Here is a 22382-nt window from a genome sequence, read left to right on the forward strand (position 1 = left end):
TGGTTGTATTTATGGAGCATCCGATTCTCACAACCGTCTCTTTGCGCACCAAAATCCTGGTGCTGGTGGTCACAGTCACTGTGTCTGTCGCCATGGTTGTGGGGTTTGCAAACTTCATTCAGGCGAGCTCCATGAGCCGCGCAGCGGCTCGATCAGAGCTAAATGCAGAAACCCGTGTGATTGCCTCACACATTTCCACCGCTTTTCGCATCGCCAGAGATCAGGCGTTCATCATCAGAAATACGCCTCCGATTGAAGGCATCATTCGCGCACAACGTAATGACGGGATTGATCCGCTGGACGGCAGCTCTCTGGAGACCTGGCGGGCGCGTTTGGCCGATATTTTTTCAGCCCATCTGGCGGTGGAGCGAGAATACACACAGATCCGTTATATCGGGATTGAAGACGGCGGACGTGAGATCGTCCGTGTCAATCGAGTTGGGGAGGATGGGTTCTCGGTCGTTCCTGACGATTTGCTCCAGCGTAAACAGAACGAATTTTATTTCTTGCCGGGCATCCAGGCGGAAGAGAGCGAGATCTACACATCCCCCATTACTGCGAACCGGGAGTTCGGTGACGTCTCCAGCGATATGACGCCTACTGTCAGAACAATCGTTTCTGTTCATACGCCAGAAGGCGCGCCCTACGGGATGATCGCGATCAACTCCGATATCCGCGTGATATTCGAGGAAGCCTTGATGGCGGCGTCGTCAAACTATGAAGTCTATATCTCCGATGAAGACGGCAACTACATTCACTATCAGCCCGGTGTCGGTATTGTCCGGAATCAATATGCTTTTCAGGAACGGTTTGAGCCGCCCGCCTTGTTAAGTCTGGACGGCGAGGCGCTACAGGATGTCGCTGGCGTCACCTATGTCGCTTACACGCTGAATACCGGACGAGCGGGAGAGGCGGGACTCTCCTTTCGCATTCTGGTTGGCGAACCCACCGAAGCGCTCATGCAAGGCGCATATGCCATCCGGCAACAATCGATGATGCTGGCCGTGAGTCTGGTCGTGCTTACAGCGATAGGTTCGTTGCTCTTTGTGACCAGTCTGACCCGTCCGCTTGGTGAACTGACACAGGCTGTGCACGATTATGGACAGAGCCGGGAGCCGATCGAAATCAATGTCACAAGCAATGATGAGATCGGAGATCTGGGACGCGCCTTTGTTGGCATGACCAAGGCGCTTCAGCAGAGTGAGCTGAGCGCAAACACGTTCGAGAACATTATTGACGGCTTGATCCTGCTGCAGCCGGACGGAATTATCCAGGCTATGAATCCGGCAGCCCGCTTCATGTTCGGTTATGAGGAAGATGAGCTGATCGGTCAGGATATCTCCGTGCTTCTGCCCAATGGCGTTCGTCTGGAGCGGGAAGGCTCATTCCGCCATATTCCCTGCTTCATCGAGCAACACCTTGTGGGGGAGACGTTCGAGGCGGAAGCCTGCCAGAAGAATCAGGATCCGCTCTTTGTGGAGCTGACTCTAAGTGATGTTCACAAGGCGGACAGCACGCTGTTCAGCCTGCTTATCCGCGATATCAGCGTGCGTAAGCAGATGGAGATCATGAAGGATGAATTCGTATCCACAGTGAACCATGAATTGCGCACGCCTCTGACTTCCATGCTGGGCTCCTTAAGGCTCCTCAAGGCCCGTCTGGAGAGCAAATTCAAGGATGACGAGAAGGCATCCATGCTGCTGAACATGGCTCAGCGCAGCAGTGACCGCCTCAATCATCTGGTCAATGACATTCTTGATCTCGAAAAGATCGCCGCCGGCAAGCTGGAATACCGTATGGAGGTCGTCCCTTGCGATGATCTTGTTCAGGACGTGGTGGAAAGCCATCGGGTGCTTGCGGAGGAACATGGCGTGACATTTGAACTGGATTTGCAGGCGGGTGATCCGCCCGTAAACCTTGATGTGTCCCGCTTCACGCAGGCTCTCGTGAATCTTCTTTCAAACGCTGCGAAATACTCGCCTCCAGATGAGGTTGTCACGATCATGACCCGTCGTCCGACATCCTCTCTCATCAGGATATCCGTCTCCGATAACGGCCCGGGCATCCCTGAGGATTTTCAGGACCGCATTTTTGAGCGGTTCTCGCAGGCTGACAGCTCTCCCACCCGCCGCGTGGGCGGGAACGGTCTGGGCCTCAACATAACGAAGAATCTGGTTGAAGCCTTTGATGGTCAAATTGATTTTGACACCAAGGTGGGTGAAGGGACGGTCTTCCACATCACATTGCCGATCGTCGCTCAGGTGCAGTCGACGTCTGAAAGCAATGATGTTGAGGCTTTCGTCACTCAACACTCAAGGATCAGCTAGTCGTGTCAGAGCTTGAGAAAATCGCCTGTGTTGAGGATGACCCGGACATCCGGGCGATTCTCGAAATGTCACTGAGCGACGTTGGCGGCTTTACTGTGAGCCTGTTTGAAAATGGGCCGGCTGCCCTGTCTGGACTGGGGGATGTGAACCCGCAGCTCATCATGCTGGATATGATGATGCCTGGCATGAACGGCCTAGAAGTTCTCGCTGAGCTCAGAACACGACCCGCTTTTATGCGTACGCCCATCGTATTCATGACCGCAAAGGCCCAATCCCATGAGCTGGGCGCTTATATCAGCGCCGGCGCGCAATCGGTTATCGTCAAACCGTTTGATCCTTTGACCCTACCGGATCAGATCAGGGAAATCTGGGATGGGCTTGGCCTGTAGAGCTAGTGCGGCCGACTTTGCTGGGCGACCCGAGTGATCGCACGCATGACGACGGCCCTGTTGAAGGGCTTTACCAGTACATGGTCCACACCGTTGCGGATCACCGTATGAATTTTCTCGGCATTGTTTTCCGAGGTCAGGAAGATGATCGGAGTCTGGCTGGGCATGCGGGTCTGTCCGGCTCGCACCAGACGCAGCAGGGACAGGCCATCAATCGGTTTCATATGCCAGTCCGAGAGCATCAATGTGGGTGTGAATGTTTTCATCAGGCTGAGGGCTTCCTCGCCTGAACTGGCCATGCGCACTTCGCCCACGCCGATATCGGTCAGAAGCTCTCGCACCAGATTGCGGACCGAGATGTCATCCTCGACGAAGAGGATCCGCTGCGCTTTGAGCAGTTTCCGGATCTCATCAGTGTCATTGTCATTCAGGACGCGGGGGGCCGGATTTTCAAAGCTCTGAACAAGTCGGGACTGGTCAGGTGCAATGTGGCTGCGCAGTTTCGCAATCTTGCTCAGGTCCAGATAGATCCGCTCCATGCTCTTGGGCGTGATGTCTTCCTTGGACTGGATCAGGGAGTCCGTATCCTGCTCGAGCCGGAAGAACTGTGCGCCCAGGATTGGAAATCCCATGCAATAGGCTGCTCCCTTGAGCCGGTGGCTCTCTTCGTGGAGTTTCTTCAGATTGCGTTTCAGCTCGAATTGGCTCGCCTTGTCATCACCGACGATATGGGTCAGCTCAGCAAGCTGAGTTGGGAATTTCGAGCAAAAGTTTTCTACGACGCGTCTTGGATTTGCACTTGGCATATAGAACTCCGCATTGTCAGCTTTAAGTCTAAGCTGCGGTTCTATTGTAATTGTTACTCATCGTGTTTGATCACGCGGCGAGGGCGCGGCCCAGCACGCCATGAAGCCTGTGGGCGTCAAAGGGCTTGAGCAGATAGCCATCAGGACGGTAGAGGCCCGCTCGTTCTATGGCTTGGCGTGACGAGGGGACGGTCATGAAGATGAAGGGCGTCGTCTTTGCAGGCTTCAGCGAGCCTGAACGAAGTTTGCGCAGTAAATCCAGTCCGTTATCGCCTTCTAACTGCCAATCGCAAATGATGGCGTCGACCATGTTCTCTGACAGATAGTCCGCTGCATTCCTCGCGCAGGTCTCATAGACGATGGAAGAATAGCCTTCTTCCTTCAGATACATCTCGGCCAGGCCGTGAAGGTTCGTGTCGTCATCCACAAAGAGGATGCGCTTGTACTCGGACGGATCAATGAGCGGAGAGCTGGGACTGTCGGGCGTGGAGGGCTCGTAACCGAGGTCCTTGAGCACGCCGGCCTGGTCCAGCATGTCAGAAATCATGTCTGGCAGTCTTGTCAGTTCGATTGCCGGACGGGCGTCATGATCAGCGGACATCTGGGAGAGCGCGACATCCTCGATCAATTCGAAATTCCGGGCCATGGCGGGAAAGCCGAACGAACCGTATGACCCCATCAGACGATGCGAGAGGGAGGCGACATCATTGAGAAGACCTGCCTCATCGCCTGAACCGCCTGTATTCTGGAGCCGGACATGCAGAGTCTGAATGTCATCGTGCGCGCGATTGAGAAAAGTGCGTCTCAGATCCGATAACTGGCTTGCAGACGGCATATATGCCTCCGTGACTCAGTGAACTTGTTCAACAGTCTGAGCCTGAGTGTGAGAATATCAAGATAACAAACGTTATTAATTTCCTCCTGCACAAACGAGCGTGGCATGAGGTGCGCCGTAGGAAGGGGCCATGAGGTGAGAGTTCGGTTGGAACTGTAATGACAGAAATAAAATGCGTCGAACACTCGGCCAAATGTGTCTCGCTCACTCACCGAGTTTTATTTTCATACAATCAGTAGAGTATGAGGCCTCATTCACTCAGAGCATAGATTAATCTACCTGAAGCTGTGATATTGAATAATTTCAGCTTCTCGCACCTACGAATTCCGTCCAATATCAGTGTCTTGAATCTTGTTGGGGAAGACGACATGGCCGGATTGCTGGAACACGGAAGTCTGAAATTCCTCGACCTGCTGAGCGATGATGTCAAAGCAGCCTTGGAATCTGTCGAACGTCGTCTGACCTATGAAGATGGCCAGATGATCTATTCGGCGGGTGATGATGACCAGCGTTTGATGATCGTCCGCTCCGGCGCTGTGAAAATGGGGCGGATCAGTCCAGAAGGGCTTGAGACAATCCTGGCGGTGTTCGGCGAAGGCCATTTCATCGGGCTGATGAGCGTTATGGTCGGCCGAAAACGCGAACAGAATGCTGTCGCTGTCGGCAAAACCGTCATCGGTTATATTCAACACTCAGAGTTCAACGCGCTGATGGATGTCTATCCCGAAATTGCGCGGGCGGCCTTGCCGGCGACGCTGAGCCGATTGAAAGCCGCATTGAACATGGTCGATGACCTGCGCCGACTGCCACTGGCGGCGTACACGGCCGTATTCCTGCACAGCATGCTGGAGTCCACCGAAGTCCCGGGCGTTATTCCCTGGAGCCAGTCGGACCTGGCGGTCGCTGTCGGCGCCTCACGAGTCTCCATCGGCAAGGCGCTCAAACAGCTGGAGGCGGATGGCCTGATTGTTCTGAAATACAGAGCAATTGAAGTTCCCGATGCTCAGGCTCTGGCTGACTGGATCGATGCAGCCAGAGCCGAGCATCTGTCGTCCTGACCCCTCAGGATTACTGATCAATGATGGGCGTCAGAGGCGGCAGGGCCAATTCGCCATCATAAAGGGACTGGGTTGTTTCTGGTTTGGGCGAGTAAATCCGGAAGGTGACCCGGAACGGACGGCCGTCGGGAGAGGGGAGCCAGTTGGAATCCAGTTCGCCGCCCGGCGCTTCGGGCTGGATGTAGAGGTCCAGCGATCCATCCTCGTTGAATTGAAGATTGTGACGGCTGCCGATCGAGTATCGGTCGATGGGGTTGTCGACCAGCAGGAAGCTCTGACCGTCATACATCGTCACCGACCAGAACCCGAGCGCATTGATCGCAGGCAGATCACCAGGCTCGAAGTGCATGTGGTAGCGATCACTGCCGTCAAGCGGCTCATTTTCTGAGTCAAAATAGGTGTAGAAATAGATCGCTTCCTCGGGATCATTGCCCAGAAGTCCGACCAGAGAAATCGCGGCGCGTGCGGCATAGTCAAAGACGATGTCATCTGCATAACGCGCCGTATCCCAACCGGTGGGGAAACGCTGGCCGCGATTGCGGCGCAGATATTCCATAACCGCAGGGCCATCTTCGATGGCGCGCAAAATGCCTGCGCGGGTGTCCGGATCGAGGGAGTCGGGGTCAAAGGGCTGGCCGGGTTCAAGACCCAGACGCCAGAGGGTGGCGTTCATCGCAGCATGCTGAGGAGGCGGCGGGTTCTCCGCCAGCAGGACGGCCATCTGATGGAAGTGCGCGAACGGACCCTCAAAGGTTTCCCGTTCGACCGGAGCCGGAATTGCCGGCTCAACATCTGTCGGCCCGTTATTCCAAGCGGACAGCGGGGTGAGGGACATCTGGTCCTGATAGCCGCGAACGGTGGCGAGATCGGCTTCGTTGCGATGCACCGCAAGCCGGATGGCGAGGGCGCCTGACGGGGTGTCGATATCCACCCGTTCCACGCCCTCGGGAAGCTCGCCATCCCAATCGGGGCCGACAAAGGCCAGATGGACCGCTTCACCGCCATTCACGCGCGGTGAGTAATGGTAGGTCTGGTTTTCCATATAGGCGTTGACCGATTGCACGACGGCGTAGCGGTCCTTGATCTCGGGCATGTCGAGAATGATCGGCTCGGCCCGCAGGTCGAGGGAAACGCCCGTGTACACCGTGTCGTTATTCGGGCTGTAGGGCATGTCGCTGTTGGCGTTCGCCAACCAGTTCATATGGCCCAGACGATTGATTGGCGCGATCGGGCCGCGGCTTTGGGCCTCGGTCAGGTTTTCCCGGCGCAGTCTCTCCCGTTCCCAGATGAAGAGCGGATAGCTGTACAGATATGCCTGGATGGCGAGGCTGTAGGCGAGGGCTTCGCGGCCTTCTGCATCCACTTCGCTGGTGACCACGGTTTGAGGCGCGGTCTGAGCGTAGCTGGAAACCGGAGTGAAGCCGAGGCCAAGAATCGAGACGGCCGTGAGCAGTGCGTATTTCATCATGTGTTTTGAGCCTCTGGCTTAGAAAGTGGTGGACAGACGGACGCCGACCGTGCGGGGCGCTCCGGTGTTGCAACGAATGAATGTGCCGCCGGTCGCAGCGTCATTCAGGCCGAGCTGGCCGCTGAGCGGCTGATAGAAGCTCACCCCGCAATACCCTTCATCAGTGAGGTTCTCGCCGAACACGGCAATGCTGAACCGATCGTTGGGGTCACTCAGCGTCAGGCGAGCCGAAACAAGGGCGTAGCCGTCCTGAAGGACTTGCGGATTGTTATCGATCGCTCCGCCGACAAACTGTTCGCCCACATAGTTGACGCCCGCCGTGGCGCGCCATCCCCATTGAGCCAGTTCCCCGTCTATTGTGACGAAGAGATTGCCTGTCCATTCCGGGGCGAAATGGTTCTTGCCGCCGGTCAGGTCCTGTACTGAGCGATTGCCGCCAACGGGCCCGCAGCCGGGAATGTCAGGGCTGGCGGCGGAACAGCCGGGCAGGGCCTGGGCTCCGGTGAACGAGGTGAACTCGGAGTCAAGATATGCGATCCCGCCGGCCAGCTCGATATTGCTGGCGATGAGAAGAGCGCCATCCAGTTCAAATCCCTGGTGAACCAGCGTGCCTGCATTCTGGGTGATGAAGCTTGAGCCATCAAAGCTACGCGCCTGGAAATCCTCCAGCTCGGTCCGGTACGCCGTCAGCGCCAGGTCCATACGGTTGTCCAGGAAGGAGCCCTTGAAACCGAGCTCGAAATTGTCGGCGGTTTCACTATCAAACGTCCGTTCTTCAGCCGTTAGAAGTTCTGCGCCGCCCCCAGAGTTGAAGCCGCCAGACTTGTAGCCCGTGCTGTAGGATGCAAACACGGTATGGTCCGGGCTGACAGTATAGGTCAGAGCCGCACGCAGGGTCGGCGTCTCGTCGGAGAAGTCGAGCGCCGTGTCCGCAGGAGCCCGGAAGGCGAGCGCGGAGAGCGGGTTGGCCGCCAGTTGCAGGAAGCGCCCCTCACGCTCATCGGAGGTGTAACGCGCGCCAAGCTGGAGGGTGAGATTGTCGGTCAGCAGGTACTCACCCTGGGCGTAAACGGCGAGACTGTCAGAGCTCTGCGTCATCAACAGATCAGAGGCTTCCGCCTGAGGGCTGTTCAGACACGGCGCACGCAGCGGTGCGGGCGCCAGCACCATGCAGGTGCGAGGCGTGAAGGACAGGACCTCGGTAAAGGTTGCGTCCTCATGGGAGGCGTACAGCCCGGCGACAAAGCTGAACCGGCCATCCATCAGGTCAGCTGGAGAGACAAGGCGCAGTTCGTGAGACCAGCTTTCGCTCTGAAGGCCGGCAATCCGGCCGGTAAGAGGCATCGTCAGATAGAAGATGTCTTCGTCATACTGCTGGTTCTCATAATCGCGCCAGCCGCTGATGAGGCTGAGTGAGTAGCCGTTGTCGAACTCGAAATCGAAGGTGCTCGACAGACCCCATTGAACGTCGGACAGGTCACCTCCCACGATATGGCTGACCTGATGGTCATACGGGTCATCCAGTTCTGGCAGATTGCCCGGACCGCCCAGAAAGCCGGTCAGAATTGCGCGTCCCATGGGCGTCAACGTGTCGCCACGCGCTTCCGCCGCACTCGCACCGTCGCCCGACAGGCGCGTATGGTCCAGTCGGACGGACCAGCTGAGCCTGGACGACAGGTCAAAGTCTGCACTCAGGCGCGCCGCAACGGTTTTGTCGCCGCCAAAGCTCGAGCCATCGGGGATGTATTCCCCATAGCCGTCAAACTCGGAGGCCTGAGCGGCGAAGCGCAGACGGACGGCATCGCTGACAGGTAAATCAACGGCGGCCTCAATCTGTTGACGGCCGTAATCGCCAAACTCCAGGGACAGGTCGCCCCCGAATTCATCTCCGGGACTGCGAGAGGTGAGAAGCACGCCGCCTGCGGTGGCGTTTCGGCCGAAGAGCGTGCCCTGGGGGCCGCGAACAACTTCTACACTGCCGATATCCAGAAATGAGGCATACAGAATGGACGGGCGAGGGATGTAGACGCCGTCCATAAAGAACGCCGTGCTCTGATCCGCTGCGGTATTGCCGGCCGTGCCAATGCCGCGGACGACAATCCGGGTGTTTGCGGCCGCCGCCCCACGCGTGGCGTAGAAGTTGGGGACCGTGCGACCCAGATCCATCGCGCTGGTGATATTGCGCTCTTCAAGGTCTTCGCCGGTCACCGCAATGATGGAAAGCGGCACGTCCTGAATATTCTCTTCGCGTTTTTGAGCCGTGACGGTGATGACATCGCGCACAACGGCAGGATCAGCATTCTGTGCGAGCGCCGGTGAGCCGGCGCCTAGCAGTGCGGCAAGAGCCGAGCCTGCAAGCCAGATGGCTTTCATGGTATTTCCTCCACATATTTTTGTTTTTATTGTAGTTATTCCGGCTCAACGCATTGGACACGGAAAAAGCGCTTCGACCTGATTGGTCTGAAGGTATTGGGTGCGCGGCATGTAGGGGCCCAGGATTGTTTCCAGGCCATCCTGACGTTCGACGCGCTCGATGGAGTTTGCGAAGTCGTCAGCGCCAAGCATGTGGCGGATCTGGACCACCGTGACGTCCTCGTCGAACATGCCATCGCCGTCATCAGCCATGGGCAACCAGCTCAGGCCGCATTCAGGGCGGGCATTGCGCGGGCGATCTTCTTCACGACTGATGATGACGGTGAAGAAGCCCCTGGGATCCAGCGGGATTTCCTCATCAAACAGGCAGTCATTGACCCGGGTATTGACGAAGCTCTGGTTTGAACAGATCGACCAGTAGCGCAGCTGGCCTTCACCCATGGTCTCGTCGCCTTGATAGGTGCTTGGCGTAGTCGGAGCCATGCCGCGGACCATGAAGACGGGACCGTGTTTGCGATTGACGATCGTGCGAATGTAGAAATTGTCCGGATTGGGATAGAAGCCGCCCTCTGAACGCCGTGCATCCTCGTTGATCTGACCGGTATAGATGCCCAACAGGCTTTCACGATCGAGCTGGATGAACCAGTCAGCAGGCGATTGCGCGGGCCAGGTGTCGGGGCGGTTCGGCTGCGTGATCAGCGCGCGATACTGGGCTGCTGTTATACTGGCTGCGCCAGAGGCCATGACGGCCGGCTGCCGGGTCCTGAGCGCCTGGCAGGCCTGTTCGCCACGCAGAACATCTCCTGACGGCAGGGTCACGACAGGCTGGGGCAGGGCTGCACCGCCATTCGGCGCGGTTCCTGCGTCCGGCAGGTAGATCCTGTAGAGAACGGTTTGCGGGCCGCCGGGTTGATCGGCGGGGGCATGAAGAATGCTTGTCGGCCCCTCAGTGCTGCGAGAGCCAATGTCCCGCAAAGCCTCCGGGGCGCTATTGCGCACTTCAACGGCATAGCGATTGGCGTCACCTGACCGTCCGGCGCCTTGCACAAACGGGTTTTCACCCTGTTCGGCCTCGATCAGAAAATCGGGCAGGGACTCGATGGGCTGGCCGGAAGCGGTGTACGATACGAAAGACATGTACCGGCTGTTCGGATAGGCGCCTTCCAAGGTGAGACGGGCTCCGTCCGGAATGCTGAACACGCCCGCCCAGTAATAAACATTGGCGTCTGGATAGGCCATGTTGATGTATGGATCCGCGCCGAACGGGCCGCGACGCCAGAAACAATCGCGCGGGCCGGGAATAATGTTATTATCAACAGTGGTTTGGGCGGTTTCAAGGGCAGGTGTGACAGCCTGACTATCAGAGCATGCGCCTAGCATCGCAAGTGCGAGTATCGCGCCAACACCTTTAAAAGACATGGCTTTTCTCCCCATATTGTTGCGGGAGGCGTGTCCTCCCTGATTGTTGTTCAGAGAGGAAAGAGCAAGTCGGTGTTTGAGACTGCTAACTTGTTTGCATTTCTGTCATCGCAGGCGAGGCGGACAGAGCTGTTTTTCAAACGCGCCCGTGCTCCAGATCGCGCCAGGCTCGCATTTCAAGGGTTAAGGCGTTTCACGCGTGCGTTTTGCTGCGTCAGTCGGTGGGGCTGCGTTCAGACGCCCGGGTTTGAGCCGGTCGGGATTGCGGTGACTCTGAGCTCTTGGGTTACGGTTTCAGTTCCATTGCGCCAGAGGCTTGGCGGAGCGGGTCATTTCGGCTTGGAAGGCGCAACCGGCACATCGCAATGTGACGCATAAGATATATTATGAGAAATAAAGGATGGGCGAACGCTTACTGTATATGGAGGATGGAGCCATCACTCAGCGACAGCGTAATCTCCAGCCCGTCATATGCGGGCCTGACTCCGTCTGGCAGGCGCTTTAGGAGCGCCTTGTAATCCAGATCAATGTGCAAATTCGTCAGAACGCCCAGCCCGGGTCTGATGGTTGCGAGCCAGTCGAGCGCCTGGCTGACATGGGCGTGGCTGGGATGAGGCTTGTCGCGCAACGCGTCGACGATCCAGAGATTTGCGCCTTCGAGCGCGCGCATCGCCCGAGCGTCCAGCCCGTTCACATCCGGAGTATACGCCAAAGGCCCGATGCGAAGACCGCTGCACGGTTCCCCGCCATGTTTCACATCAAAGAGTGAGAAGTCGATTGCGCCGCCCGGACCGTCGACGGCCGCCGCTTCACCGGGCTCGAGCGCTTTGTCGATCATGAGCGGCGGATAGCCAGAGCCCTCAGGCGTCTGGAAAATATAGCCAAAACGAGCCAAAAGACGCGTCCGGGTTGCCGGACTCATATACGCGTCTAACTGGGCTCCGCGCTTGTACACGAAGGCGCGAACATCATCGATACCGTGCGCCTGGTCTGCATGCGTATGGGTGTAAGCCACGCCGTCAATTTGCGTAGTGCCTGCGTCAAGCATCTGCTGACGGATATCAGGTGATGTATCAATCAGTAAGCGTGTAGCTTCGCCAGCTGACAACGCGTCCAGAGAATGTGCGCGCTCGACAAGCAAGCTACAACGCGAACGCCGGTTTTTCGGATTGTTGGGGTCACAATCGCCCCAGTCGCCATCAATGCGCGGCACGCCGCCAGACGACCCACAGCCCAGAATGCGGGCCCTGATGACGGCGTCGCTCGTCACGATATGCGGATCCGGTCAAACAGGCGCAACGCCGCCCGGGTGGTGCGTTCAGCGCCCTCATCCGCGGACCAGCCCTTCACCTCGCACAATTTCTCAAGAACATGAGGCAAGTATGCGGGTTCATTGCGTCTTCCGCGATACGGAACGGGCGCCAGATACGGGCAATCCGTTTCAACAATCACCCGGTCTTCAGGCACGATATCGCGGAAAACCGCGCGTACATCCTCGGCTTTCTTGAAGGTGATGATGCCGGAGGCCGAGAAATAGGCGCCAATCGCCGCTGCGCGACGCGCCAGTTCTGCGCCGCCGGTATAGCAATGCAGAAGGGGGCGGAAGGCGCCCTTCCCCATCTCCTCTTCCAGCAAATCCGCCATCTGTTGGTCGGCTTCCCGGCAATGCAGGATGATCGGCAGGTCCGCACGTCGCGCCGCCTCGATATGGGCGCGCAATGAGGGATACTGATCCTCGGCCGGGCTGTAATTATAGTGAAAGTCGAGCCCGGTCTCGCCAATCGCGACGACCTTGGGATGTTGTGCGATTTCCAGCAGCTGGTCGGCGGTGATGTCCGGGCGATCCTTGGCGTGATGCGGATGGGCGCCGATGGTGCAGTAGACATCGTCATGCTTGTCCGCGATCGCGGCCACCTGCTCAAACTCGTGCAGACGGCAGCAGATCGCGATCATAGGAGAGACGCCAGCCTCACGCGCGGCATCCAGAACGGCGTCCAGATCCTCGGCGTAATCCTCGCCATGCACATTGATATGGGTGTCGATCAGCATCAGGTCTCAGTCGGCTTGAGCGGCGTCCTGCATCAGGCTGAACGCGGCGTAGAGGGTCTGTTTGGGGTCGAGATAGAGGGTTTCGCTTTCTCTCGCCAGCCGGGTCAGACGATCGGCGGCCTCCACCCAGGCTCCGGCCTTGTCAGCGCCGCCGGTTTCAAGCGCCAGAGCGCGGGCCCGGTTCTGGGCGTCAGCAACCAGAAAGTCGAGCGTGATCGGTTTGATCTGTTCGCCGCCCTTGCGCGCGGCTGATGCCGTGATCTGGGCGATGGCGTTGCGGTCCAGTCGCGGCAGACCGGAAAGCGCGGCATCAATTGTGGCCATCAGGGATGACGCATCAGTTTCCGCCAGCGCCAGCGCCCGCCCGGGAGCGCCTTGAGCCAAAGCTGAGGCGCGTTGGGCTTCGTCCGCCGTCATCTGATGATGCTCGATCAGCCAATGCGTGGTGGCTTCGATGCTGGGCGCGCGCAGGATCAAACGGCGACACCGTGACCGGATGGTCGGTAGCAAGCGCCCGGGCGTGTTGACGATCAGGATGAGAAGCCCTCGTTGCGGCGGCTCTTCCAGAGTCTTGAGCAAGGCGTTGGCGGAATTGGTATTTAGCTCGTCAGCGCTATCAACGATACAGACCCGCCAGCCCTTGCCGCTGGCGCTTTTGGAGAAGAATTCCGGCGCGCGGCGCGCTTCCTCGACCGGAATTTCGCCCTTCAGCTTGCCTGTCTTGTCGTTATAGGGGCGACGGATCAACAGGAAGTCAGGGTGGGACAGGGCTTCAAGGCGACGGCAGACCGGATCGAGCGGATCGCTCTCCAGCCGGTCATCGGCCGTCGCTTCCGCGCCCAGCAAGCGTCGCGCGAGCCGGTATGCGAACGTCGCCTTGCCCACGCCTTTGGGGCCGGAGACCATCCAGGCGTGGTGCATACGCCCGCTCCTGATCGCGGCCTCAGCCTCTTTCAGCGCTGCATCCTGTCCGAACAGGTCATAGACCCGCCGAGGATGCGGCAAGCCCCCTTCCCGATCCGCTTCCGGACGCTCGTCATCGCTCACTGAAACGCTCCCAGACGCTGGCTGAGCATTTCAAAGGCGGTGTCCGCCACCTTGTCCGCAGGCATGGCGCCATCAAGCACGACACACCGATCAGGGGTCTCACGCGCAATATCCAGAAACGCCACGCGCAAAGCATGGTGAAAAGCTGCAGGTTTGCGCTCGAACCGGGTCGCGCCCTCGCCCCGTTGCCGGGTGCGCTCAAGACCGATTTCAGGGTCGAGATCCACGACAAAGGTCAGGTCCGGGCCAAACCCGTGCATGCAGGCGCGATCAATCTCTTCGATTTGAGAGCTGGACAGACCGCCGGCCGCGCCCTGATAGGCGCGGGTGGAGTCTGAAAAACGGTCACAGATCACCCAGACGCCTTGCTCGAGCGACGGTTTGATCAGCCGTTCCACATGATCCACGCGCGCCGCATAAAGAAGCAGCGTTTCTGAAAGCGGCGACCAACGGTCGGTCTCCCCTTCCACCAAAAGGTTGCGCAAAGCTTCAGCGTTGGTCGTGCCGCCGGGTTCGCGGGTGATCAGGGTCTTGACGCCTTGCGCTTCCAGCGCGGCGGACAGGGCTTTGGCGAGCGTGGTCTTGCCAGCGCCCTCACCGCCTTCAAGCGTGATGAAGCATCCACGCGTCATGGCCTCAGCCACCACGGATCAGGCGCGCAAATGCGGCGCCCGCGCGTCCCATGGCGCCTTTGCGCGCCACAGACTGGGCGGCCTCGACCGGAACGCTCATCTCCCGGCCGTCCGGCAGAGTGACTTCAATCTGGCCCACGACATCGCCTTCCTGAACCGGGGCGTGCAGCGGGCCCTCATAGACCAGCTCGGCGCTGATGCCGTCGCGATCGCGGCGATGCAGGCCGAAGGACAGGCTGTCGGCGGCGCGCAGTTCCACGCTGGGCGCCACGCCGAGATAGATCTCGGCCTCGCCCAGCACTTCACCGGCTTCAACCAGCTCGACGGTGGAGAATTCAGAGAATGCGGCGCGCATCAGGCGTTCGGATTCGTCCGCGCGGGCCCGGTTGGACTCCATGCCGTTGAAAACGACGATCCGGCGTTCGCCATCGCGCTCCGCTGAAGCCACAAGCCCGTAGCCGGATTCCTCGGTATGGCCGGTTTTCAGGCCATCCGCCCCGTCAAAGACGCCCAGAAGCGGGTTCCGGTTGTACTGGCGGATGCCGTTATAGGTGAACTCGGTTTCCGAATAGATGTCGTAATACTGCGGATAGGTTTCGATGATGTGGCGCGCCAGACGCGCGAGATCGAGCGCTGAAATCCGGTGATCGGGATCCGGCCAGCCCGTGGCGTTGGCGAAGCTTGCGCTTTCAAGGCCCAGCTCATGGGCGCGCTCGGTCATCATCTGGGCGAAATTCTCTTCGGTGCCGCCAAGCGCTTCCGCCACCACGATGCAGGCGTCATTGCCCGATTGCACGATAATGCCGCGGATCAGATCGCCGACCTCGGCGCGTGAATTGACGTCCAGGAACATGGTGGAAGAACCCGAAGCCGCCCCGCCCCGCCGCCAGGCGTTCTCGCTGACCGGCAGAGACGTGTCGAGTTCGAACCGGCCATCCTCAAGCGCCTCGAAAACCATCAGGGCCGTCATCAGTTTGGACATGCTGGCCGGCGGCATGGCTTCGTCACCATTCTTGGAGAACAGGACATCGCCCGTCTCGAAGTCCAGGATCACCGCATGAGAAGCGCGTGTATCAAACGCGCTTTGCGCCAACGCCGAAGGCGACAGGCTGACGGTGATCAGGGCGAACAGGCAAAGCAGTCGACGCATGATGGAGGTCCCGGAACTGGCGGTTGATGCGGAATCGGCAGTGTTGAACGTCACCCTAGCCTTCATCGGAACTTGGCTGAAGCGTGGCGTCCAGATTTTGGGTGAAAGAGGGCGTGTGCGCGCCTGGCGGGCCGTCTTCAGGGTTGAAGAAGACCGGCGGCGCGGCGCGATCACGCAAGTCAGCAGGGCCGAGCCCCTCCACCCTCACCTCGATCAGGCCGTCGTCTGTAAAGCCCAGGGCCTCGGCGGCGGCATGACTGAGATCGATCAGGCGGCCATCAATATAGGGACCGCGATCATTGACGCGGACGATAATGCTGGCGCCGGTATCCAGCCGCGTCACCCGAGCCCGGCTGGGCAGGCGCATGGTGCGGTGAGCGGCGGTCAGCTGGGTGGAATCAAAAACTTCGCCGTTCGCGGTCTGCCGCCCTTCAAAGCCCGGCCCGTACCAGCTGGCGAGCCCCGTCTCCACGCTTCGAGGCGTCTCATCATCGGGTGTGAAGACAGGCGGGGGCGGCGTCGGCCGGGCGATGGCCGGTTGTCGGCCAAGCCGGGATTGTTGCGGCGGTTGCCCGGAACAGCTGACCAGCATGACGCCGGCCAGAAGGGCGAGACCTGTCCGGAACAGGAACGGTTTGGTGAACGGCATGCACTGACCCTGCTTCGCTGAAGCCAGTCTAATTCATGCCGAGTGTGGCGAAAGTGCGCGCTGCAGGCGGCATGGTTGCAGCAAACCGGGGCTCACACATGGCGGGCTTGATGCCTGCACATTCGGCAACTGCAAGGCATCCGCTGGCCACGCTTGTGCCTTTGCCCGTCTCCGGGCTAAACACGGGTCTGACGGAGGGGTGGCAGAGTGGTCGATTGCGGCGGTCTTGAAAACCGTTGAGCCGCGAGGTTCCGGGGGTTCGAATCCCTCCCCCTCCGCCACCCGGGTCCAAAGAAAAGACCTTTTGTCTCATCCCCCAAAAGTCGCGACACCAGGCGCTTCGTCTGTCCCTCGAAGCCCGATAGACTGCTTGCCTCTTGCTCTGAGGGGAAGCTCATGTCCCGACTTCACAAACATGCCGAACATCATCTTGTGGCCCGAGTGGGCTGGTTGCGCGCCGCGGTTCTGGGCGCCAATGACGGGATCGTCTCCACCGCCAGCCTGATAGTGGGCGTGAGCGCGGCGTCTGCAGCGACTTCAGATGTGGTGATTGCGGGCGTCGCCGGCCTGGTTGCCGGGGCGATGTCCATGGCGGCGGGGGAATACGTCTCCGTCAGCTCTCAGTCCGATACCGAACAGGCCGATCTGGCCCGCGAGCGCGCCGAGCTAAGGGATCAGCCCGAGTTTGAACGCGAAGAGCTGGCCCAGATCTATATGGAGCGAGGCCTGGAAGAAGGGCTGGCGTTTCAGGTCGCGGATCAGCTGATGGCCAAAGATGCGCTTGGTGCGCATGCCCGAGAGGAACTGGGCATCTCCGAGATCACCACCGCTCGCCCCATTCAGGCTGCCTTCACCTCGGCGGCGACCTTTGCGGTGGGGGCCGCCCTGCCCCTTCTGATGGTCTTTCTGATGCCTGTGGAGCTGCTGGCCGTGGGGGTGAGCGTCGCTTCTCTGCTCTTCCTGGCGCTCCTGGGCGGGATTGGCGCGCGGGTTGGCGGCGCCAACATCTACAAGGCCGCGGCGCGGGTGACATTCTGGGGCGCTGCCGCCATGGCGCTCACGGCGGGGATCGGCTCCATGTTTGGCGCAGTCGTGTAATTTTTTTCTACCTGTTCATCAGCAGCGTGTGTGTCAAAGAACCACGCTTCACAGCCCATATACGATCTGAGAGTCAGGCGCTCGCGCCAAGGCTGCCTTGAAGGATATCCGCCATGTATGAAGACCGCGTCCGTCGTCAGGACCTGATGGATCGTATTGTCAGCGCCGAAGAAGCCGCCGCCATGATCAAGGACGGCATGATGGTGGGGATGAGCGGTTTCACCCGCGCGGGCGAGGCCAAGGCTGTGCCCATGGCGCTGGCTGAACGGGCCAAGTCCGATCCGCTCCAGATCAGCCTGATCACCGGCGCGTCGCTCGGCAATGATCTCGACAAATCCCTGATGGAGGCGCACGTCCTCAAGCGTCGTATGCCGTTTCAGGCCGACCCGGCGCTGCGTAAGGCTATCAATGCCGGCGAAGTCATGTTCGTTGATCAGCACCTGTCCGAGACGGTCGAGATGCTGCGCACGCGCCAGCTTGGCCCGGTGGATGTCGCCATTGTCGAGGCTGTCGCCATCACCGAGCAGGGCGGCATCATTCCCACCACGTCTGTCGGCAACTCCGCCAGCTTCGCCATTCTGGCCGAAAAGGTGATCGTCGAGATCAACCTCAACCAATCCCACAATCTTGAAGGTCTGCACGACATCTTCATCCCCACCCGACGTCCTGTGCGGATGCCGATCCCGATCGTATCGCCCGAAAGCCGTGTGGGCATGCCCTTCATCCCGATCGACCCGGACAAGATTGCGGCGATTGTCATTTCAGAGAAGCTCGACAGCTCCGCTCCGGTCGCCGATCCTGATGACGAGACCCGCGCCATCGCCGGTCATCTGACCGAACTGCTCAAGCATGAGGTGAAGCTGGGCCGTCTGACGAACACGCTGCAGCCCCTGCAGGCCGGTATTGGCAATATCGCCAACGCCGTGATGCACGGCCTGATCGATACGCCTTTCCATAATCTCAAAATGTATTCCGAGGTTCTGCAGGACTCTACGTTTGACCTGATTGATGCGGACAAGCTCGACTTTGCGTCCGGCTCGTCCTTCACCCTGTCACAGGATCGCTATCATCAGGTGATGGCGGATTTCGGGCGTTACAAGTCCAAGCTGATCCTGCGACCGCAAGAAATCTCCAACCACCCCGAAGTCGTGCGCCGACTGGGCATCATCTGCATTAACACGGCGCTCGAGTTCGACATCTACGGCAACGTCAATTCTACCCATGTGGCGGGCACCCAGATGATGAACGGCATTGGCGGTTCAGGCGATTTCGCCCGCAATGGCCATATGTCGATCTTCGTGACCAAGTCCACAGCCAAGGGCGGCGGCATCTCCTCGGTCGTGCCCATGGTCAGCCATGTGGACCATAACGAGCATGATGTGGACATCCTGATCACCGAACACGGCCTGGCGGATTTGCGAGGTCTTGCCCCGCGTGAGCGCGCGCCGCTGGTCATCCAAAACTGTGCGGACCCCGCCTATCGCGATCATCTGCAGGACTATTACGACCGTGCGCTCAAACGCGGCGGTCATACGCCTCATCTTCTGGAAGAGGCATTGTCCTGGCATGTGCGCCTAACCGAAACCGGCCGGATGAATTGAAGATAGCGAGGCGCTAGAACTGGCTTTCAAAGCTGGCTTGGGCGGCGGCGTAGGCGCTTGCCCAAGCCCATTGGAAATTATACCCGCCGAGCCAGCCGGTGACGTCCACGCATTCGCCAATGAAGTACAGGCCCGGAACCTTGCGGCTTTCCATGGTCTTGGACGAAAGCCCGTCCGTGTCGACACCGCCCCGCGTTACCTCGGCGGTGCGCCAGCCTTCCGTGCCTGAAGGCTTGAGCCGCCAGTCCGACAGGGTTGTCGCCAGCGCTTCAAGGTCAGCGTGAGATACATCCGCCAGCCTTGGCCAGTCAGGCAGTAGGCCGGTTCCCGCAAGGTGCTCGGTGAGGCGCTTGGGAAGAACAGCCTCCAGCGCCTTGGTCAGCGACTTCATAGGCATGTCGCGCTTGAGAGCCTTGAGCGCTTCAGCGCCAGAACGCCCGGCGAACAGATCGATGCTGATCTCTTCTCCCGCAGACCAGTAGGACGAAATTTGCAGGATCGAGGGGCCGGACAGGCCGCGATGGGTGAACAGCATCGCCTCTTCAAACCGGCCCTCGCCTGCACGGGCCACCACCTGCGTTGCAACCCCTGACAGGCTCGCAAACTGTTCCTTGATCTGGCCTTCAAAGGTCAGCGGGACCAGAGCGGGTTCGGGGGTGATCACCTCATGGCCGAAATGCCGCGCAAGATCATAGGCGAAACTGCTGGCACCGATCTTTGGAATGGAAAGCCCGCCGGTCGCAACGATCAGGCGTTGGGCTTTCACCGGTCCTTGGGAGGTGTCGAGATGAAAGACGCTATCGGTATGGCGCACGGCGATGATCTCGATACCCAGCTTGAGCACTGCGCCCATGGCTTTCATCTCGTCGAGCAGCATCTGGATGATCGCGCCGGACTTCTGGTCACAGAAGAGCTGGCCCAGGGTCTTCTCCTGCCAGCTCAGGCCATGCCGCTCCATCAACGCCAGAAAATCAGATGGCGTGTATCGGGCGAGCGCTGACTTGGCGAAATGCGGATTGCGGGACAGAAAGTTCGACGCCTTTGTGCCCAGGTTTGTGAAGTTGCATCGGCCGCCGCCGGAGATGCGGATTTTCTCGGCGGGTTTGCCGGAATGATCCAGCACCTGAACAGACAGGCCCATCGCGCCGGCTTGTCCGGCGTAGAAAAGACCTGCAGCCCCCGCCCCCAAGACAATGGCGTCATATGTTTCGGGCTTCTGGGTCATCGCGCGTCCGGTCAGGGTAAGGAACGAAATCGGTATGCGCAGCGTAATAAGAACAGCCTGCATTTCCACGCAAGCGGAGCCTGCCTAAACTGTCTGCGAATCCCGACGTGAAGGAGCCTCGTCATGACCGCTTATGTGATCAACCCGCCGGTTGAAACGCTTGTCCCGGTGGAAGGCGGCGGTCAGTTTCCGGTGAGGCGGATTTACTGTGTGGGGCGCAATTACGCCGATCATGCCAGGGAAATGGGCGCGGACCCTGATCGTGAAGCCCCCTTCTTCTTTTCCAAGCCCCGTGACGCCGTCGCGACCCGCCCTGAAATCGCCTACCCGCCCGCCACTCAGGACCTCCATCATGAGGTCGAGCTGGTTCTGGCGCTCGGAGCAGGCGGATCTGATCTCAGTCCGGAACGCGCGAAAATGCTCATCTATGGTGCAGCCGTGGGTGTGGACCTGACCCGCCGCGACCTTCAAGCCGAAGCCAAGAAAGCGGGCCGTCCCTGGGATTCTTCCAAAGGCTTTGACCAGTCTGCGCCCATTGGCCTGATCCGTCCGGGACAGGCGCCTGAAAGCGGCGCGATCAGCCTGAGCGTCAATGGTGAAACCCGCCAGTCTGGAGATCTGGAGCAGATGATCTGGTCGAGCGCAGAGGTGATCGCACACCTGTCGGGCCTGTTCCGCCTTGAACCTGGCGACCTCATCTATACCGGCACGCCCGCAGGCGTTGGTCCGGTGAGCGTGGGCGATCAAGTGGAAGCCTCCGCCTCAAACCTGCCGCCCTTGCGCTTCACGCTCGTCTGATCAGCCTAGCGCCAGCCAGGATCTGAAATTGGACAGGATGCGCAGCACGCCGAGTGCGGGCAGAAGGAAGGTCACGATCAGGGCGAGCTGATTGGCCCAGGGCTCTTGCGCCAGACCGGCGAAGAACAATCCCATGGTGATCGCGATAACGCCGATGAAGACTGCCAGCGGCAACAGCATGAAGTTGATGGCGAAGAGGGTGAACACCCCCATCCGGGCCATCTGACCGTCTATGCGGACGGCCATCAGCAGGCGATTGAACAGAAGTCGGCCCGTATACAGTTCAACGTCAGCGTCGTTGCGGCAGATCTCCAGACGACCGTCGAGATTCTCGGGAAGGATGAGGCTGTTGAGTGTTCTGCGTCCAACGCCCACCGAGGCGCGCTTGATGAGCGGCAGATTGGTCACGCCGAAACCACTGCTCATGCCGTTTATGATGCCTTTGAAGACGGCCATGTTATATCCTCATTCATCAAGTCATTGCTTTTATTGCATAAAGAGCTGAACCCCGAGTGAATGCGGCTATGGCGAAGAGAGGCGGCGCGGCTTGCCCGTCTGCGCGGTCCTGTCTACATGCGGGGCGGTGCGAAAGGACAAGCCATGAGCGATCAGTTCAAGACATCGGTGGACCTGCAGGGCGAGGATATTCACTGGGATCCCGATGACGGCCTGTCCTATGGCCGGTATCTGGGTCTGGATCAGGTCCTCGGCGCCCAGACCCCCCTGACCGACCAGCATGACGAGATGATGTTCATCATCATCCATCAGGCGTCGGAACTCTGGCTGAAACTTTGCCTGCATGAGCTCGACGGCGCCCTCACCCATTTGCAGAACGATGAAGTGCGCCCGGCGATGAAGATGCTCGCCCGGATCGCCCGCATTCAGGAGCAGCTGACCCAGTCCTGGTCTGTCCTGTCCACCATGACGCCGGCTGACTATCTGAAATTCCGCGACGCTCTGGGGCAAAGCTCGGGCTTTCAGAGCCACCAGTATCGCATTCTCGAATACCGCCTTGGCAACAAGAACGCCGCGCTGTCGCGCGTCTTCGCCAATGAGCCCGAAGCCCATGCAGCCGTCACCGCCGCGCTGAACGCGCCCTCGCTTTATGATGAGACGCTCAAGCTCGCCGCGCGTCAGGGCGCGAAAGTTCCCGCCCATCTTCTGGAGCGTGACTGGTCGCAATCCTACGAGCCGTCCGCCGAGATCGAAGCCCTGTGGCGCGAAGTCTATCTCGACACGACGCGCTGGTGGGAGCTCTACGAGTTCGCCGAAAAGCTGGTCGACCTGGAACAAAAGTTCCAGCAATGGCGCTTCAATCATATGAAAACGGTCGAGCGCATTATCGGTTTCCGCCGCGGCACCGGCGGCTCTGGCGGGGTCAGCTATCTCGTGAAAGCGCTCGATCTGCGGCTCTTTCCCGAGCTGTGGACCGTCCGCACCCAACTCTGATCAGGAGGC

General features: G+C 59.5%; 20 protein-coding genes and 1 tRNA gene. 8 read left to right on the forward strand and 13 right to left on the reverse strand.

Translation table 11 applies throughout. The annotated features are described in order from the left end of the window. Positions 1–11 precede the first annotated feature (11 nt). Positions 12–2327: an ATP-binding protein gene (locus ACFELO_RS06845; RefSeq protein WP_440959791.1), complete on the forward strand. Its 2316-nt coding sequence runs from the start codon at positions 12–14 to the stop codon at positions 2325–2327. Positions 2328–2329: 2 nt separating this feature from the next. Then, the gene (locus tag ACFELO_RS06850) at positions 2330–2716 is read left to right on the forward strand and encodes a response regulator (protein ID WP_440959792.1); all 387 of its coding nucleotides are present in this window, start codon (positions 2330–2332) and stop codon (positions 2714–2716) included. 2 nt (positions 2717–2718) lie between these two features. On the opposite strand, the gene ACFELO_RS06855 is transcribed toward ACFELO_RS06850, so the two are convergent. Then, the gene (locus ACFELO_RS06855; RefSeq protein ID WP_440959793.1) at positions 2719–3522 is read right to left on the reverse strand and encodes a response regulator; all 804 of its coding nucleotides are present in this window, start codon (positions 3520–3522) and stop codon (positions 2719–2721) included. Between the two features lie 70 nt (positions 3523–3592). Beyond that, positions 3593–4357: a response regulator gene (locus ACFELO_RS06860; RefSeq protein ID WP_440959794.1), complete on the reverse strand. Its 765-nt coding sequence runs from the start codon at positions 4355–4357 to the stop codon at positions 3593–3595. Between the two features lie 368 nt (positions 4358–4725). Between ACFELO_RS06860 and ACFELO_RS06865 the strand changes: the two genes are divergently transcribed. Then, positions 4726–5415, forward strand: coding sequence for a Crp/Fnr family transcriptional regulator (locus ACFELO_RS06865; RefSeq protein ID WP_440959795.1), 690 nt, complete (start codon positions 4726–4728; stop codon positions 5413–5415). 10 nt (positions 5416–5425) lie between these two features. Here ACFELO_RS06865 and ACFELO_RS06870 read toward each other — a convergent pair whose 3' ends face one another. The 9 genes from ACFELO_RS06870 to ACFELO_RS06910 form a co-directional block, all read right to left on the reverse strand. Beyond that, positions 5426–6883, reverse strand: coding sequence for a DUF1254 domain-containing protein (locus tag ACFELO_RS06870; RefSeq protein ID WP_440959796.1), 1458 nt, complete (start codon positions 6881–6883; stop codon positions 5426–5428). An 18-nt stretch (positions 6884–6901) separates the two neighbouring features. Beyond that, positions 6902–9256 (reverse strand): TonB-dependent receptor, encoded by a 2355-nt coding sequence (locus tag ACFELO_RS06875; RefSeq protein WP_440959797.1) that lies wholly within the window; start codon positions 9254–9256, stop codon positions 6902–6904. 45 nt (positions 9257–9301) lie between these two features. Further along, positions 9302–10495 carry a hypothetical protein gene (locus tag ACFELO_RS06880; protein WP_440959798.1) on the reverse strand — a complete coding sequence of 398 codons (1194 nt, stop codon included), beginning with the start codon at positions 10493–10495 and terminating at the stop codon, positions 9302–9304. A gap of 592 nt (positions 10496–11087) precedes the next feature. After that, a complete protein-coding gene (locus tag ACFELO_RS06885; protein WP_440959799.1) occupies positions 11088–11945 on the reverse strand; it encodes an MBL fold metallo-hydrolase in 858 nt (285 codons plus the stop codon). Then, positions 11942–12724, reverse strand: a complete 783-nt coding sequence (locus tag ACFELO_RS06890; protein WP_440959800.1) for a TatD family hydrolase — start codon at positions 12722–12724, stop codon at positions 11942–11944. Before ACFELO_RS06890 ends, ACFELO_RS06885 begins: the two co-directional genes overlap by 4 nt. Positions 12725–12730: 6 nt before the next feature. Further along, entirely contained in the window at positions 12731–13771 is a 1041-nt protein-coding gene (locus ACFELO_RS06895; RefSeq protein WP_440959801.1) for a DNA polymerase III subunit delta', read from the reverse strand. Then, positions 13768–14403, reverse strand: coding sequence for a dTMP kinase (tmk, locus tag ACFELO_RS06900; RefSeq protein ID WP_440959802.1), 636 nt, complete (start codon positions 14401–14403; stop codon positions 13768–13770). Before tmk ends, ACFELO_RS06895 begins: the two co-directional genes overlap by 4 nt. A gap of 4 nt (positions 14404–14407) precedes the next feature. Then, on the reverse strand, positions 14408–15553 hold the full coding sequence (locus ACFELO_RS06905; RefSeq protein ID WP_440959803.1) for a D-alanyl-D-alanine carboxypeptidase family protein: 1146 nt from the start codon (positions 15551–15553) through the stop codon (positions 14408–14410). Positions 15554–15608: 55 nt separating this feature from the next. Next, positions 15609–16202 (reverse strand): septal ring lytic transglycosylase RlpA family protein, encoded by a 594-nt coding sequence (locus ACFELO_RS06910; RefSeq protein ID WP_440959804.1) that lies wholly within the window; start codon positions 16200–16202, stop codon positions 15609–15611. A 193-nt stretch (positions 16203–16395) separates the two neighbouring features. Here ACFELO_RS06910 and ACFELO_RS06915 point away from each other — a divergent pair. The 3 genes from ACFELO_RS06915 (at position 16396) to ACFELO_RS06925 (ending at position 18901) form a co-directional block, all read left to right on the forward strand. Then, positions 16396–16483, forward strand: a tRNA-Ser gene (locus ACFELO_RS06915). 115 nt (positions 16484–16598) lie between these two features. Beyond that, positions 16599–17300, forward strand: coding sequence for a VIT1/CCC1 transporter family protein (locus ACFELO_RS06920; protein WP_440959805.1), 702 nt, complete (start codon positions 16599–16601; stop codon positions 17298–17300). Between the two features lie 113 nt (positions 17301–17413). After that, positions 17414–18901 (forward strand): acetyl-CoA hydrolase/transferase family protein, encoded by a 1488-nt coding sequence (locus ACFELO_RS06925; protein ID WP_440959806.1) that lies wholly within the window; start codon positions 17414–17416, stop codon positions 18899–18901. 13 nt (positions 18902–18914) lie between these two features. Here ACFELO_RS06925 and ACFELO_RS06930 read toward each other — a convergent pair whose 3' ends face one another. Beyond that, the gene (locus tag ACFELO_RS06930; protein WP_440959807.1) at positions 18915–20126 is read right to left on the reverse strand and encodes an NAD(P)/FAD-dependent oxidoreductase; all 1212 of its coding nucleotides are present in this window, start codon (positions 20124–20126) and stop codon (positions 18915–18917) included. 123 nt (positions 20127–20249) lie between these two features. Here ACFELO_RS06930 and ACFELO_RS06935 point away from each other — a divergent pair, with 123 nt between their 5' ends. Next, positions 20250–20924 (forward strand): fumarylacetoacetate hydrolase family protein, encoded by a 675-nt coding sequence (locus tag ACFELO_RS06935; RefSeq protein WP_440959808.1) that lies wholly within the window; start codon positions 20250–20252, stop codon positions 20922–20924. On the opposite strand, the gene ACFELO_RS06940 is transcribed toward ACFELO_RS06935, so the two are convergent. Beyond that, entirely contained in the window at positions 20925–21380 is a 456-nt protein-coding gene (locus tag ACFELO_RS06940; protein WP_440959809.1) for a hypothetical protein, read from the reverse strand. It lies immediately after the preceding gene. Between the two features lie 144 nt (positions 21381–21524). Between ACFELO_RS06940 and kynA the strand changes: the two genes are divergently transcribed. Continuing rightward, positions 21525–22373, forward strand: coding sequence for a tryptophan 2,3-dioxygenase (gene kynA / locus ACFELO_RS06945; RefSeq protein ID WP_440959810.1), 849 nt, complete (start codon positions 21525–21527; stop codon positions 22371–22373). The last annotated feature ends 9 nt before the right edge of the window (positions 22374–22382 follow it).

It is taken from the genome of Oceanicaulis sp. LC35, from assembly GCF_052055585.1.
In the GTDB taxonomy this organism is placed as follows: Bacteria; Pseudomonadota; Alphaproteobacteria; order Caulobacterales; family Maricaulaceae; genus Oceanicaulis.

Coding starts and splice junctions, on each gene's coding strand:
- ACFELO_RS06920 (WP_440959805.1), top strand. CDS start 16,599: ATGTCCCGACTTCACAAACATGCCGAACATCATCTTGTGGCCCGAGTG.
- ACFELO_RS06865 (WP_440959795.1), top strand. CDS start 4,726: ATGGCCGGATTGCTGGAACACGGAAGTCTGAAATTCCTCGACCTGCTG.
- ACFELO_RS06940 (WP_440959809.1), bottom strand. CDS start 21,380: ATGGCCGTCTTCAAAGGCATCATAAACGGCATGAGCAGTGGTTTCGGC.
- tmk (WP_440959802.1), bottom strand. CDS start 14,403: ATGACGCGTGGATGCTTCATCACGCTTGAAGGCGGTGAGGGCGCTGGC.
- ACFELO_RS06905 (WP_440959803.1), bottom strand. CDS start 15,553: ATGCGTCGACTGCTTTGCCTGTTCGCCCTGATCACCGTCAGCCTGTCG.
- kynA (WP_440959810.1), top strand. CDS start 21,525: ATGAGCGATCAGTTCAAGACATCGGTGGACCTGCAGGGCGAGGATATT.
- ACFELO_RS06910 (WP_440959804.1), bottom strand. CDS start 16,202: ATGCCGTTCACCAAACCGTTCCTGTTCCGGACAGGTCTCGCCCTTCTG.
- ACFELO_RS06855 (WP_440959793.1), bottom strand. CDS start 3,522: ATGCCAAGTGCAAATCCAAGACGCGTCGTAGAAAACTTTTGCTCGAAA.
- ACFELO_RS06880 (WP_440959798.1), bottom strand. CDS start 10,495: ATGGCCTATCCAGACGCCAATGTTTATTACTGGGCGGGCGTGTTCAGC.
- ACFELO_RS06930 (WP_440959807.1), bottom strand. CDS start 20,126: ATGACCCAGAAGCCCGAAACATATGACGCCATTGTCTTGGGGGCGGGG.
- ACFELO_RS06845 (WP_440959791.1), top strand. CDS start 12: ATGGAGCATCCGATTCTCACAACCGTCTCTTTGCGCACCAAAATCCTG.
- ACFELO_RS06875 (WP_440959797.1), bottom strand. CDS start 9,256: ATGAAAGCCATCTGGCTTGCAGGCTCGGCTCTTGCCGCACTGCTAGGC.
- ACFELO_RS06925 (WP_440959806.1), top strand. CDS start 17,414: ATGTATGAAGACCGCGTCCGTCGTCAGGACCTGATGGATCGTATTGTC.
- ACFELO_RS06890 (WP_440959800.1), bottom strand. CDS start 12,724: ATGCTGATCGACACCCATATCAATGTGCATGGCGAGGATTACGCCGAG.
- ACFELO_RS06870 (WP_440959796.1), bottom strand. CDS start 6,883: ATGATGAAATACGCACTGCTCACGGCCGTCTCGATTCTTGGCCTCGGC.
- ACFELO_RS06935 (WP_440959808.1), top strand. CDS start 20,250: ATGACCGCTTATGTGATCAACCCGCCGGTTGAAACGCTTGTCCCGGTG.
- ACFELO_RS06860 (WP_440959794.1), bottom strand. CDS start 4,357: ATGCCGTCTGCAAGCCAGTTATCGGATCTGAGACGCACTTTTCTCAAT.